General features: G+C 47.3%; 10 protein-coding genes. 9 read left to right on the top strand and 1 reads right to left on the bottom strand.

From position 1 onward, the window contains the following. Positions 1-504 precede the first annotated feature (504 nt). The 5 genes from BSHG_RS23785 to BSHG_RS05300 all read left to right on the top strand — a co-directional run bounded on the left by BSHG_RS23785 (position 505) and on the right by BSHG_RS05300 (position 7,958). Positions 505-954 (top strand): glucosamine--fructose-6-phosphate aminotransferase, encoded by a 450-nt coding sequence (locus BSHG_RS23785; RefSeq protein ID WP_005815449.1) that lies wholly within the window; start codon positions 505-507, stop codon positions 952-954. Between the two features lie 120 nt (positions 955-1,074). Then, positions 1,075-2,958: an amidophosphoribosyltransferase gene (locus tag BSHG_RS05295; protein ID WP_005793382.1), complete on the top strand. Its 1,884-nt coding sequence runs from the start codon at positions 1,075-1,077 to the stop codon at positions 2,956-2,958. A 34-nt stretch (positions 2,959-2,992) separates the two neighbouring features. Next, positions 2,993-4,069 carry a glutamine-hydrolyzing carbamoyl-phosphate synthase small subunit gene (carA, locus tag BSHG_RS0220620; RefSeq protein ID WP_005788241.1) on the top strand — a complete coding sequence of 359 codons (1,077 nt, stop codon included), beginning with the start codon at positions 2,993-2,995 and terminating at the stop codon, positions 4,067-4,069. A gap of 162 nt (positions 4,070-4,231) precedes the next feature. After that, entirely contained in the window at positions 4,232-7,462 is a 3,231-nt protein-coding gene (gene carB, locus BSHG_RS0220615) for a carbamoyl-phosphate synthase (glutamine-hydrolyzing) large subunit (RefSeq protein ID WP_005788239.1), read from the top strand. A 199-nt stretch (positions 7,463-7,661) separates the two neighbouring features. Beyond that, positions 7,662-7,958, top strand: coding sequence for a thioredoxin family protein (locus tag BSHG_RS05300; protein ID WP_005788237.1), 297 nt, complete (start codon positions 7,662-7,664; stop codon positions 7,956-7,958). 560 nt (positions 7,959-8,518) lie between these two features. Here the strand turns inward: BSHG_RS05300 and BSHG_RS05305 are convergent. After that, positions 8,519-9,406: a helix-turn-helix transcriptional regulator gene (locus BSHG_RS05305; RefSeq protein ID WP_008660549.1), complete on the bottom strand. Its 888-nt coding sequence runs from the start codon at positions 9,404-9,406 to the stop codon at positions 8,519-8,521. A 331-nt stretch (positions 9,407-9,737) separates the two neighbouring features. On the opposite strand from BSHG_RS05305, the gene BSHG_RS05310 reads away from it, so the two are divergent. The 4 genes from BSHG_RS05310 (at position 9,738) to BSHG_RS05325 (ending at position 14,775) form a co-directional block, all read left to right on the top strand. Then, positions 9,738-10,898 (top strand): 6-bladed beta-propeller, encoded by a 1,161-nt coding sequence (locus BSHG_RS05310; protein ID WP_008660548.1) that lies wholly within the window; start codon positions 9,738-9,740, stop codon positions 10,896-10,898. Positions 10,899-11,109: 211 nt separating this feature from the next. Continuing rightward, positions 11,110-12,366, top strand: coding sequence for a TolC family protein (locus BSHG_RS05315; protein WP_008660547.1), 1,257 nt, complete (start codon positions 11,110-11,112; stop codon positions 12,364-12,366). Between the two features lie 38 nt (positions 12,367-12,404). Beyond that, positions 12,405-13,301 (top strand): HlyD family secretion protein, encoded by an 897-nt coding sequence (locus BSHG_RS05320; RefSeq protein ID WP_005788227.1) that lies wholly within the window; start codon positions 12,405-12,407, stop codon positions 13,299-13,301. Between the two features lie 13 nt (positions 13,302-13,314). Next, on the top strand, positions 13,315-14,775 hold the full coding sequence (locus BSHG_RS05325; RefSeq protein ID WP_008660546.1) for an ATP-binding cassette domain-containing protein: 1,461 nt from the start codon (positions 13,315-13,317) through the stop codon (positions 14,773-14,775). The last annotated feature ends 2 nt before the right edge of the window (positions 14,776-14,777 follow it).

Here is a 14,777-nt window from a genome sequence, read left to right as displayed (position 1 = left end):
TTCATCTGAAATATTCCTCTATCTTCACCGCAGGCATACATGTAGCTGCCATGACATACACGATGGGCCGGGAACCATCTCACGGTTCTATTGCCTGCCCCTTTGCTTTGACTTTGCTGTTAAAAAGTTCTCGTTTCTTCATTCTGTTTAGCTTTATTATATGATAATACTCGGTTGTCCTATCAAAATGTTCGGTAAATATAGGGATTTAATTTCATTATGATGAATATTTGGTTGGTTTGCTTGACACTAATTATCTTATCTAAACTAGAATGTTTCGGATTGTAAGCGAATTAACTACTTTTTGTTTCGATCTGTAAGTTGCTTCCATTCTATCGTTAAACAATCATAATCTCTTTCTTTTTGAGATTGAAATAATAGATTATTTAACGTTTTGGTATTAAAACAACTTTTTTGTACGTTTATGTCAAATATTTATAGGAAAGCTTATCTTTATGTCATATAGATTGTGTATCTTTGCACGCGAAAACAAAAAAGGATAATATGTGTGGAATCGTAGGCTACATTGGTAAGAGAGAAGCCTACCCCATCCTTATCAAGGGGCTGAAGCGACTGAAGTATCGCGGATACGACAGCGCCGGGGTAGCGATCATCAACGACAACCAGCTGTTAAATGTATATCGGCCGCAAGGCGAAACGTTCGTGTTTGCTTCTGACGGCATTATCGAGACTCCCACCGTTATCCTCCAAGAATTTCCATCCCAAAGTTACATCTTCCGTAACAGTACCTATACAGAGGTACCCGTTTATTCCTTTTCTTCTTTCCGCCCGATGCATCAGTTTTGTAAGATAACGGCTTCTCGTGCTGTGAGGCCGGAAACATTAAAGTGCTCTGATTCGTTGATAATTAGAGAGGCTTTTTCTGACACACTGTTGCAAGGCGGGAAAGATGAAGCGACCGGGATAAGGGAAGAGAGTGTGACTATGGAGTGAGTTCGATAACCCATGTATAAATAATACGAATCAAGAGTTGGAGCAGATATGTTTGAACTCTTGGGAAAAACGATAAGTCCTTTAATTTTTGATTCGCGTAAACTGCTAAATAGAGAATAGATGGAACAACTGAAACATGAATGTGGCGTTGCCATGATACGTTTGCTTAAACCGCTGGAGTACTATGAAAAGAAGTACGGAACGTGGATGTACGGGCTGAATAAGCTCTATCTGCTGATGGAAAAGCAGCATAACCGTGGTCAGGAAGGTGCCGGTCTGGCGTGTGTGAAACTGGAAGCAAATCCGGGTGAGGAGTATATGTTCCGTGAGCGGGCATTGGGTTCCGGTGCCATCACCGAGATATTTGAGACAGTACAAAGCAACTTCAAGGATCTGAGCAAAGAACAGTTGCACGATGCCGCGTTTGCCAAACGGACGCTGCCTTTTGCCGGAGAAGCTTATATGGGGCATCTGCGTTACTCGACTACCGGAAAATCCGGGATATCTTATGTTCATCCGTTTCTCAGAAGAAATAACTGGCGGGCGAAGAATCTTGCTCTTTGCGGCAACTTCAACATGACTAATGTGGATGAAATTTTTGCCCGTATCACAGCCATCGGCCAGCATCCCCGTAAGTATGCCGATACGTATATTATGTTGGAACAAGTGGGGCACAGGCTCGACCGTGAAGTGGAACGTCTCTTTAACCTGGCTGAGGCTGAAGGCCTGACCGGCATGGGCGTGACGCATTACATTGAGGACCACATCGACCTTGCCAACGTGTTGCGCACGTCGAGTAAAGAATGGGACGGGGGGTATGTGATGTGCGGACTGACCGGTAGCGGAGAGAGCTTTGCATTGCGTGACCCGTGGGGGATTCGTCCGGCGTTCTGGTATCAGGATGACGAGATTGCGGTGCTTGCTTCCGAACGTCCGGTGATTCAGACGGCACTCAATGTTCCGATAGGAGAAATCAGGGAATTACTGCCGGGACAGGCCCTCCTGATCAGTAAAGAGGGAAAGTTGCGTACGGCACAGATCAATAAGGCACGGGAGAAGAAAGCCTGTTCGTTCGAGCGGATCTACTTCTCGCGAGGCAGTGACGCGGATATTTACAAGGAGAGAAAACAACTGGGTGAGAAACTGGTTCCGAACATCCTGAAAGCGATTGATAATGACCTCGACCATACCGTCTTCTCGTTCATCCCGAATACGGCAGAGGTGGCATTTTACGGTATGCTTCAGGGGCTGGACAATTATCTGAATGAAGAGAAGGTGCGGCAGATTGCGAGCCTGGGACATCATCCGGATCACGATGAACTGGAAGTGATTCTGTCCCGCCGTATCCGTTCGGAGAAAGTGGCTATCAAAGATATCAAACTGCGCACTTTCATTGCCGAGGGCAATAGCCGGAATGACTTGGCAGCACACGTATATGACATCACATACGGCAGTCTCCGTTCCGGTATCGACAATCTGGTGATTATCGACGACAGCATTGTTCGCGGTACTACTCTGAAACAGAGTATTATCGGTATCCTCGACCGTCTGGGACCGAAGAAGATAGTCATCGTCTCTTCTTCTCCGCAAGTTCGCTATCCCGACTATTACGGTATTGATATGGCGAAGATGTCCGAATTCATCGCCTTTAAAGCTGCAATTGAATTGCTGAAGGACCGGGATATGAAAGATGTGATCGCATCGGCTTACCGGAAGTCGAAAGATCAGGTGGGACTGCCGAAAGAGCAGATGGTAAACTATGTGAAGGATATTTATGCTCCTTTCACCGATGAGGAGATTTCGGAGAAGATGGTGGAACTGCTGACGCCGAAAGGAACGAAAGCGAAAGTGCAGATTGTCTATCAGCCGCTCGAGGGGCTGCACGAGGCGTGTCCCAATCATACGGGAGACTGGTACTTCAGTGGCAACTATCCTACACCGGGCGGGGTGAAGCTGCTGAACGAAGCATTTATTAACTACATCGAGCAGGTGTACCAATTTTAAAAGAAAGGTGAACTTAAATAAAGAAAAGATAAGAATGAAGAATGTGACTTTGATCCTTGACGACGGGAGCCGTTTCCACGGTAAGTCGTTCGGTTACGAAAAGCCCGTGGCAGGTGAAGTAGTGTTCAATACCGCCATGACCGGTTATCCGGAGAGTCTGACCGACCCTTCGTATGCGGGGCAGTTGATGACACTGACGTATCCGCTGGTGGGCAACTATGGTGTACCTCCTTTTAGCATAGAGCCCAACGGACTGGCTACGTTTATGGAGAGCGAACGCATCCATGCCGAAGCTATTATCGTAAGCGATTACTCACAGGAATACAGTCATTGGAATGCCGTTGAGAGTCTGGCTGACTGGCTGAAGCGTGAGCAGGTGCCGGGCATTACAGGGATCGATACCCGTGAACTGACCAAAGTGTTGCGTGAACATGGGGTGATGATGGGACGGATCGTATTTGACGATGAACCGGAGAGTGCTCCGGAAGCTGTATACAGTGGAGTGAACTACGTAGACAAGGTTTCATGCAAAGAGGTGATCCGTTATAACGAGGGGGCGGACAAGAAGAAAGTGGTGCTTGTGGATTGCGGTGTGAAGACGAACATTATCCGTTGCCTGCTTCGCCGGGATGTGGAAGTGATCCGTGTACCCTGGAATTATGATTTCAATCATCTGAAGTTCGACGGACTCTTCATCTCCAACGGACCGGGTGATCCGGATACGTGTGATGCTGCCGTGCAGAACATCCGTAAAGCGATGCAGAATCCCAAGTTACCTATTTTCGGTATCTGCATGGGTAACCAGTTGCTGAGCAAAGCCGGAGGGGCTAAAATATACAAGCTGAAATACGGGCATCGCAGCCACAACCAGCCGGTACGCATGGTTGGCACGGAACGTTGTTTCATCACTTCGCAGAATCATGGTTATGCGGTAGACAATAATACACTTGGCACCGACTGGGAACCGCTGTTTATCAATATGAATGATGGCTCTAACGAAGGAATACGCCATAAGACGAATCCCTGGTTCTCTGCACAGTTCCATCCGGAAGCAGCCAGCGGACCCACGGATACGGAGTTCCTCTTCGACGAGTTCGTGAAGTTGCTCTAAAGTATATTCTGCATAAAGAGATAGAAACGAATCTGTTTTACCACAGAGTAACACGGAGTCTCACAGAGTTTTAATTTCTTGTTTATAAGATGTTAAGAGAAAATAATCTCTGTGGAACTCTGTGTTACTCTGTGGTAAAACAAACTCAAAAACATTATAATAATGAAAGAAAACAATATAAAGAAAGTACTGCTGCTTGGTTCCGGTGCCTTGAAGATCGGTGAGGCCGGTGAATTTGATTATTCCGGTTCCCAAGCACTCAAAGCCTTGAAAGAGGAGGGCATTGAAACCATCCTGATCAACCCCAACATCGCTACCGTGCAAACATCGGAAGGCGTGGCCGACCAGATATACTTCCTTCCCGTGACACCCTACTTTGTGGAGAAGGTGATCCGGAAGGAACGTCCCGAAGGCATTATGCTCGCCTTTGGCGGACAGACGGCATTGAACTGCGGGGTCGCCCTTTACCGCGAAGGGATTCTGGAGAAATATAATGTGAAAGTTCTGGGAACTCCCGTACAGGCCATTATCGACACCGAGGACCGTGAACTTTTCGTCGACAAGCTGAACGAGATCGATGTGAAGACCATCAAGAGCGAGGCGGTGGAGAACGCAGAAGACGCCCGTCGTGCTGCCCGGGAATTAGGCTATCCGGTCATTGTCCGTGCAGCTTACGCACTGGGCGGATTGGGTTCGGGTTTTTGTGACAATGAAGAAGAACTGGACCTACTCGTGGAAAAAGCTTTCTCCTTCTCTCCGCAGGTATTGGTTGAGAAGAGCCTCCGTGGCTGGAAGGAGGTGGAGTACGAGGTGGTGCGTGACCGTTTTGACAACTGTATCACGGTCTGCAATATGGAGAATTTCGACCCGCTGGGCATCCATACCGGTGAGTCTATCGTGATAGCTCCTTCACAAACCCTGACCAATAAGGAGTATCATAAACTGCGCGAGCTCGCCATCCGCATCATCCGCCACATCGGCATTGTGGGAGAATGTAACGTGCAATATGCTTTCGACCCCGAAAGTGAAGACTATCGCGTGATCGAGGTGAATGCCCGCCTGAGCCGTTCGTCTGCCCTGGCTTCCAAGGCTACCGGTTATCCACTTGCCTTTGTGGCTGCAAAACTCGGACTTGGCTACGGGTTGTTCGACCTGAAGAACTCTGTGACGAAAACCACCAGTGCCTTCTTTGAGCCGGCACTCGATTATGTAGTCTGCAAAATTCCGCGTTGGGACCTCGGTAAGTTCCACGGTGTGGACAAGGAACTCGGCTCTTCGATGAAGTCCGTCGGTGAGGTAATGGCCATTGGCCGCACTTTTGAGGAAGCGATTCAGAAGGGCTTGCGAATGATCGGACAGGGGATGCATGGTTTTGTGGAAAACAAGGAACTCGTTATCCCCGACATCGACAAAGCACTGCACGAACCGACCGATAAACGTATCTTTGTCATCTCGAAGGCTTTCCGTGCCGGATATACCATCGATCAGGTGCACGAACTGACTAAGATCGACAAGTGGTTCCTCCAGAAATTGATGAATATCATGAATACTTCTGAGGAACTCCATCAGTGGGGGAACAATCACAAGCAGATAGCCGACTTGCCTGCCGACCTGCTCAAGCAAGCCAAGCGTCAGGGATTCTCCGATTTCCAGATTGCACGTGCCATCGGCTACGAAGGTGATATGGAAGACGGCAGCCTTTATGTCCGCAATTACCGTAAGAGCCTGGGCATTGTTCCCGTGGTGAAGCAAATCGATACGCTGGCTGCCGAATATCCGGCACAGACCAATTATCTTTACCTGACCTATAGCGGCACAGCCAACGACGTCACTTACCTGGGTGACCATCGTTCTATCGTCGTTCTCGGTTCGGGTGCCTACCGGATCGGTTCTTCCGTGGAGTTCGACTGGTGCGGGGTGCAGGCGCTTAATACGATCCGTAAGGAAGGATGGCGTTCGGTGATGATCAACTATAATCCCGAAACCGTATCGACCGACTATGATATGTGTGACCGGCTTTACTTTGACGAACTGACGTTCGAACGCGTGATGGATGTCCTTGAACTGGAGAATCCGCACGGAGTCATTGTTTCCACCGGCGGACAGATACCTAACAATCTCGCCCTGCGTCTCGATGCCCAGAACATCCACATTCTCGGAACATCCGCCCAGAGCATCGACAATGCCGAGGACCGCGACAAATTCTCCGCCATGCTCGACCGTATCGGAGTGGATCAACCGGAGTGGCGTGCCCTTACTTCACTTGAGGACATTAACTCGTTTGTCGATAAGGTAGGTTTCCCTGTGCTTGTCCGTCCGTCATATGTGCTCAGTGGTGCGGCAATGAACGTATGCTCCAACCAAGAAGAGCTGGAACGCTTTCTGCAACTGGCGGCCAACGTATCGAAGAAGCATCCGGTAGTGGTCAGCCAGTTCATCGAACATGCCAAGGAGGTGGAGATGGATGCTGTGGCACAGAACGGTGAAATCATCGCTTATGCAATCTCCGAACACATTGAGTTTGCGGGAGTACATTCCGGTGACGCCACTATCCAGTTTCCGCCGCAGAAGTTGTATGTAGAGACGGTTCGTCGCATTAAACGCATCAGTCGTGAGATAGCCAAGGCGCTCAATATCTCCGGCCCGTTCAACATTCAGTATCTGGCTAAAGACAATGATATAAAGGTGATCGAGTGTAATCTTCGTGCCAGCCGTTCGTTCCCCTTCGTCAGCAAGGTATTGAAGATCAATTTTATCGAACTTGCCACGAAAGTCATGCTCGGCCTGCCTGTTGAGAAGCCGGAGAAGAATCTGTTCGAACTCGATTATGTCGGGATTAAGGCGAGCCAGTTCTCTTTCAACCGCCTCCAGAAAGCCGACCCTGTATTGGGAGTGGATATGGCTTCGACCGGTGAAGTGGGTTGCATTGGCAGCGATACTTCCTGTGCCGTGCTCAAGGCTATGCTTTCCGTGGGTTATCGCATCCCGAAGAAGAAGATTCTGCTTTCTACCGGAACACCGAAGCAGAAAGTGGATATGCTTGAGGCAGCCCGTATGTTGCAGAAGAAGGGATATGATATTTTCGCGACAGGAGGTTCCAGCAAGTTCCTTACCGAGAATGGTGTGGAGAACACCCGTGTTTATTGGCCCAGTGAAGAGGGACATCCCCAGGCACTCGAGATGTTGCATAAGAAAGAGATCGACATGGTGGTCAATATTCCCAAGAATCTGACTGCCGGTGAACTGGACAATGGTTACAAGATCCGTCGTGCCGCTATCGACCTCAACATCCCGCTGATCACTAATGCCCGCCTGGCGAGCGCGTTTATCAATGCGTTCTGCACGATGGACATTGACGATATAGCGATCAAGTCGTGGGAAGAGTATAAGTAAGGACTTTAGGGCTTCACCACAGATTGGCAGACACTATGCACGGAGAAGATATAAATCGGATTGAATTATGAATCTGTGTCGTCGGTTAATCTGCGGTGAATCTTCCGGTACATTCACTTTTGCTTAACAATCCTGAAAACCGGAACTTTTTCTGCTGCCTGTTGTTGAGAGTACATATAAATCAATAAAGAGTGTAATAATGAATATAGCAGAGCAATTGGATGCCGTATCCGGAACGAACCGTCTGGTGTTGGTGGAATTTTATGCAGACTGGTCTCCTCATTATGAATGGCTGGAACCTGTAGTACGGACTTACGAGAAGCAAGTTTCCGAGGTGATTAAAGTGAATATCGTGGAGGATAAGGCAGTGGCAGATTCGTTCAATATCGAGACAGCCCCGGCTTTTATTCTCTTGCAGCGCGGGCACGAATTGTGGAGACAAGTGGGAGAACTGACCATCGATGAACTTAAACTGGTATTGGAAGAGTTTAAATAGCAAAGTGCTGATTATGCCGTTTTGTATTTTCTACCCGATGTAGCTTACGCTATATCGGGTAGTTTGTTTATGGGCTATCAAATAACGGCTTATATTCCTGTTCCTGTTTTTCAATAAGTTACTTTTATTGTCTGTAGAGTCGCATTATGGCGGCTGTTTTTCTCTTTCCTTGTTGCATGTGTTGTCTGCATCGCGCTTTTGCACGCCGATTGCTATTGGGTAAACAGAGGGATTGTCTATGCTGAAAAGTAGATAAGCGGACGATAGGAAGCTTCTTACGCTTTCTTTATACCTGATGCAACGTTTGTTTTAATGAAATAGAGCTTTTGTTTTAAACTAATGCCGCCTCTCTTTTAAAGAAATACCACTTTGGTTCCTTAGGAAAAGAGCATCTTTATTGAATATTCCGATCCGATTCTGCATTATTTTGCGTTTTGTATGCGTTCTGTATGCAATACTGTCCTCTATTATACCTGTTTTGATAAAAGTGTGAGTAAGCAAACAAGTGGAAATAACAATAAAATGGCAGGTAAATATGCAGTAAGGATATCAAGGTGAATTCACCTTTTTTGATATTCCTGTGGAGTCATTCCCGTCATTCGCTTAAAGAACTTGCAGAAGAAAGAGGGATTCGGAAAATGAAGTTCGTCCGAGATTTGGTAAACAAGCAGATTGCTGTGTTTCAATAACACTTTTGCTTCGAGAATAACGGACTGGTTGATCCATTCCATTACTGTCTGGTGACTGACCTGCCGGATCAGGGTGTTCAGGTAACGTGGGGGCAGGCATAACTTGTCGGCATAGAAGCCCACGGTGCGTTCGTTTTTGCTGAACTCGTTCACCAATGCGATGAACCGCCAGAATATTTCTTCCTGATGTGAAAACCTGCGGGAAGTGTCGTTCGCTTCTTCCGTGCGTATATACTTTATGTTGTGCAACAAGGCTGCAAGCAGATGCTGCACCACTTCCCGGCGGAAAGGGACTTCCTGAACCGTGCCCCATATCAGCGTGAAATATGCATCTGACAGTTTCCATTCGGTATCCGTCACCTGCATGACAAGGTTTTGCCGTGTATGCGATTCAAAGAGCTGGTCGCCTCGCAGGAGCGGAAGGAAATCTTTGTCGGCTGCAATCATCTGAAAATCACAATCGGGTGTGAATTCCAAAAGTTCGATGATAGAGCCGGGGAGGAATGTGGCAATGGTTTGGGGATATATGTTGTACTCTATCAGGTTGATTGTGATCCGGGCTTTGCCGCGTAGGCCCCGGATAATTCTTCCTTCTTTCAGCCGGTAGGGCTGTCCCAGACGGAACAGGCGGCTTTCCATATGGGTGAAGCTGATGACAATCCCGAAATCGGGGGTGACAAAGCGATATTCGTTATTGCGTACGATATTGCTGTGTTTCAGCAGGTCGAGCGCCAGTTCCAGAGGTTTGTTCTTTTCCATAAATCTGTTTTTATCACACGGCAAACTTAGGTAAAATATACGATTTATAAGCAGGCCCGATATAAAGAATAGCATATTTTATCCCATAAAAGAATGAAATTTAATGCATGCTCCCGCGAACCGAAAGATACATCCGGACCGGAACCTGATCTCCCGGCCGGGCTGAAGAGTGTGGCTGTCATTGGGGTAATGAAGGGCAGACGGTAGTGTGGAGTTTGTTTCAAAACAGTTAATATAATTTAATCGGAATCAAATTTATCCGTACAAACAATCCGGAGTTACGAACTATTCGTATATTTGTTAGTAATTAATAACTTAAATATAATTCTGCATGAAAACCTCTTATCTACTCCTGTCCTCCGCTTTGTTGCTGGGATGCCTATCCGCTTGCAACACTTCCCCCCGGGAATCTAAAGTTATGGAAGCAAACGATGGAAGCGTAACTACTATCGAAAGCAACGGAAACAAACTGACGGTATGTGACTTATCGGCTGTAAAAGACACGATAGAAGTGCCGCTCAGCGAGTTTGTGGAAGACTGTCGCATTGTGCGTTTTGAGACCTCTGAAGAGGCATACTTCAAAGCCTGGTTTATCAATGCTACCGATAAGCATATCGGTATCCGCCAGGGAAACCAGGATGTGTTTAAACTGTTTGACAGGGATGGTAAGTTCCTGTATAATGTCGGTTCCGTAGGAAGCGGTCCCGGTGAATATGACACCACCCTCTACGATGAATGTATTGATGAGAAGAACGGCCATATCTTCTTCACACCTTTTGTGGGGAAAAGAATCATGATGTATGATATCAACGGACAATGGATTAAAGATATTCCGCTTCCCATGCAAATTAATAAAGCGAAAATATGGGTGAATGAAGACGGAAGCTTATCTGTTGTACACATGCCTTTCGAGGAAGGTGAGCCCCTTGCTTTCAGGGTGGATACCGAAGGGAATATACTGAACCAAATTCCGGCAACTGCCGCAACGAAGGTGATGAACTTCGACGGAGAGGTTTTCTCTTATAGGAACTGTGGCGATTTCGATTTCTTCCATACCGGTATAGATACTCTTTTCACTTACGATCCCGCCGGCAATAAACTGTTGCCGAAATTCACGATGACTTTCCCGAATATGAATGAGAAGCCGATACATTTATATTACAGACTTCCCCATCATTTCATTGTCACCTACTGGGGTAATAAGGGAGAGGGAGGTGGAGATGTCTTGGTAGACACTGAGAAGAATGCTTCTTCTTATTTCCGCCTTGTGAACGACTTTTACGGTAACCTTCCTATTCCGGCTCCGGGCCATAGCTTTTATCGCGGATACTTTATACAGAGTCTGGAACCGGGACAGTTGATTGAAAAGATAGAAAAACAGATCGCTTCCGGCAAATGCTCCGGTCAGGATGAACAGAAACTCAAGGAACTGGCGGCTACTTTGACTGAGAATGATAATAATGTTCTGTTTATCGGAAAGGTTAAGAAATAAAGAGCCGGTATACAGAAGAGGGTGATACCGACTTAGAAACTATTATTCCCAGATGTGATGGGGGTGTGTCATCATACGGATTTTGACACATCCCCATACTTTTTTTATGTGGGAATCGAACAAATAGAACATTATTGCAAACAATTGGAACCTGCTTGCGTGTTCTTATTTCCTATCTTTGTCGAAAAGAAGAATTAATAGGAATAGGAATATGAAACGAGTTATCTTTTCTTTGTCTTTTTCCCTGTTTGCCCTGCTGATGTATGGACAGATCACCCTTGAAGAGTGTCAACGGAAAACCCGGGAAAACTATCCGCTGGTAAGGCAGTATGGATTGATAGAGAAGACAAAAGAATATAATCTGGCCAATGCGTCGAAAGGTTATCTGCCTCAGTTTACCCTTTCGGGTAAGGCCAGTTGGCAGAGTGAGGTTACGGAATTGCCTGTACAGGTTCCCGGAGTAGATATCAAAGGTTTGCCGAAAGACCAGTATCAGGTGATGCTGGAACTGAAACAGAACATTTGGGACGGCGGTGAGATTCGTTCGAGAAAAGAGCAGGTCAAGGCATCGTCGGATGTGGACCGGGAGAAATTGAACGTAGATATGTATGCACTTACCGAGCGGGTGAATCAAGTGTATTTCGGAATTCTGTTACTGGACGAACAGTTAAGGCAAAACCAACTCTTTCTGGAAGATCTGGAACGTACCCATAAGCAGATTTCATCGTACATTGAGAATGGCATAGCCAGCCAGTCCGATCTGGATGCTGTCAGTGTGGAACAGCTTAATACCCGGCAAAAGCGGATAGAACTGACCTTCTCTCGTCAGGCCTATCTGTCTATGCTTGCATTGCTGACAGGCGAAGAGATGCCTGCCGGGATCTCTTTGCAGAAGCCGGTGCCGGAATGGGATATACCGGTGATAGCGAATAACCGTCCGGAGCTGATATGGTTTGATGCGCAAAACGGACGTTTACAAGTGCAGGAAGAAGCTTTGAAAACTCAGCTGATGCCACGTTTCGGGCTGTTTGTTCAGGGAGCATACGGTAATCCGGGACTCAATATGTTGAAAAATGAATTCTCGCCTTACTATGTGGCAGGAGTCCGCTTGTCGTGGAACTTCGGTAGTTTGTATACTTTACGCAACGACCGGCGGGTGATAGCTGCCAATCGTCAGCTGTTGGACAGCAATCGGGATGTGTTCCTGTTTAATACCCGCCTTCAGGCAACCCAGCAGGGGAGTGCCGTAGAGAGTGTGCGCCGGCAGATGGCGGACGATGACGAAATAATCCGTTTGCGAACCAGTATTCGCAAGGCTTCGGAAGCCAAAGTGGCCAATGGTACCATGACCGTAACCGATATGCTTCGGGACATGACTTCCGAGAACCTGGCGCGACAAACCAAGGCGCTGCATGAAGTACAGCTCTTGATGAACATGTATCAACTGAAGTATACAACGAATAATTAAACTTCTCTTATTACTGAAACAAAAATAGAATAGCAGTTATGAAATCAATGAAATTTATAGGATGTCTATACTTACTGGCTTTACTTTCCGCTTGTGGAAGCAGAACTTCGGATTATGATGCCACGGGAACTTTCGAAGCTACGGAAGTACTGGTTTCGGCCGAAGCTTCGGGGAAACTCTTGTACTTTCATGTTGAAGAAGGTACCCGGCTGAAAGCAGGCGAAGAAGTAGGGCTGATCGATACGCTACAACTCTATCTGAAAAAACTGCAATTGCAGGCCAGCATGAAGTCGGTTGAAAGCCAACGTCCGGATGTTAACAAACAGATTGCTGCTACCCGGCAGCAGATCGCTACCGCCCGGAGAGAGAAGAGACGCGTGGAAAACCTGTTGAAAGCCGGAGCCGCCAATCAGAAGCAACTGGATGATTGGGAGGCACAGATCGCATTGCTCGAACGGCAGCTTACTGCCCAGATGTCGTCTTTACAGAACAGTACGAACAGTTTGACGGAACAGGGATCATCAGTCGCAATCCAGGTGGCACAAGTAGAAGACCAATTGGCGAAGTGTCACGTCGTTTCGCCTATCAGTGGTACTGTATTGGCAAAATATGCCGAAGCCGGGGAGCTGGCTGCTGTGGGTAAACCTCTTTTTAAGGTGGCAGATATCGATCAGATGTATCTTCGTGCCTATATCACTTCCGAACAGCTTTCACAAGTCAAACTTGGCAATCGGGTGACGGTCTTTTCCGATTATGGGGGAGATGAGCGTAAGGAATATCCGGGTGTCGTGACATGGATTTCAGATCGTTCGGAGTTTACTCCTAAAACGATTCTGACAAAAGAAGAACGTGCCAATCTGGTGTATGCCGTTAAGATAGCGGTAAAGAACGATGGACTTCTGAAGATAGGTATGTACGGAGGAGTGAAGTTATAAATGATGCCTGCTTATGAAACCAGCTGTATCTGTAAATGACGTGACGAAACGTTACGGGGAGGTAGAAGCCCTGAAAAGTGCTACCTTTTCTGTAAATCCCGGCGAATTATTCGGTATTATCGGCCCGGACGGAGCAGGTAAGAGCACTCTCTTCCGGATATTGACCACATTGTTGCTGGCCGATAGCGGGACAGCTACAGTGAACGGACTCGATGTCGTGAAAGACTACAAACAAATCCGGCAACAAGTGGGATATATGCCCGGACGCTTTTCGCTCTATCAGGATCTGACAGTGGAGGAGAATCTTGACTTTTTCGCTACCGTGTTTCATACGACCATTCGTGAAAACTACGATCTGGTGAAAGATATCTATCAGCAAATAGAGCCTTTCCGTAAACGCAGGGCAGGAGCTTTATCCGGGGGAATGAAGCAAAAACTTGCTCTGAGTTGTGCGTTGATTCATAAGCCGGAGATTCTTTTTCTGGACGAGCCGACTACCGGTGTGGATCCTGTTTCGCGCAAGGAGTTCTGGGAAATGCTGAGGCATCTTAAGGATCAAGGTATCACAATTCTTGTTTCCACTCCGATCATGGACGAAGCCCGTCAATGCGACCGTATCGCTTTTATCAATGAGGGCGAGATACAAGGTATCGATGTGCCGGAACGTATCCTGCAACGTTTCAGCCATATTCTTTGCCCGCCCGGTCTGGAACGTACGGAAGTGCACGCCGGAAACGATTTTGCCATCGAGGTGGATCAATTGACCAAGTGTTTCGGTCATTTTACCGCAGTCGATCATATCTCCTTTCGGGTAAACCGTGGAGAGATCTTCGGATTTCTCGGAGCAAACGGTGCAGGGAAGACCACTGCTATGCGCATGCTTTGCGGACTGAGTAAGCCTACTTCGGGCATGGCGTGGGTAGCAGGTTTTGATGTAGCGGCTCACCCCGAAGAGGTAAAGAAGAATATCGGTTATATGAGCCAGAAGTTTTCGTTGTATGAGGACCTTAAAGTGTGGGAGAACATCCGCCTCTTTGCCGGAATTTACGGAATGCAGGATCGGGAAATAGCCGAAAAGACAGATGCTCTTCTTGATCGCTTGGGCTTCAGCGGAGAGCGTGACACACTTGTGAAAAGCCTGCCTTTGGGATGGAAACAGAAACTGGCCTTTTCCGTTTCAATCTTCCACAATCCCCGGATCGTGTTTCTTGATGAACCGACGGGAGGAGTCGATCCGGCTACCCGCCGTCAGTTCTGGGAACTGATTTATCAGGCTGCCGACCGGGGGATAACGGTCTTTGTGACTACCCATTACATGGATGAAGCAGAATATTGTAACCGTGTATCTATCATGGTGGACGGACGTATCGAAGCACTCGACACCCCCCGTGGGTTGAAGGCGCATTTTCATGCCGATACGATGGATGATGTATTCCAACAACTGGCCCGTAAGGCAGTGCGTAAAGCTGATTAGTA

This window comes from Bacteroides sp. 3_2_5, assembly GCF_000159855.2.
GTDB lineage: Bacteria > Bacteroidota > Bacteroidia > Bacteroidales > Bacteroidaceae > Bacteroides > Bacteroides fragilis.
Note: the sequence above shows the minus strand (reverse complement) of the source record. Positions and strands in the feature narration are given on the sequence as shown.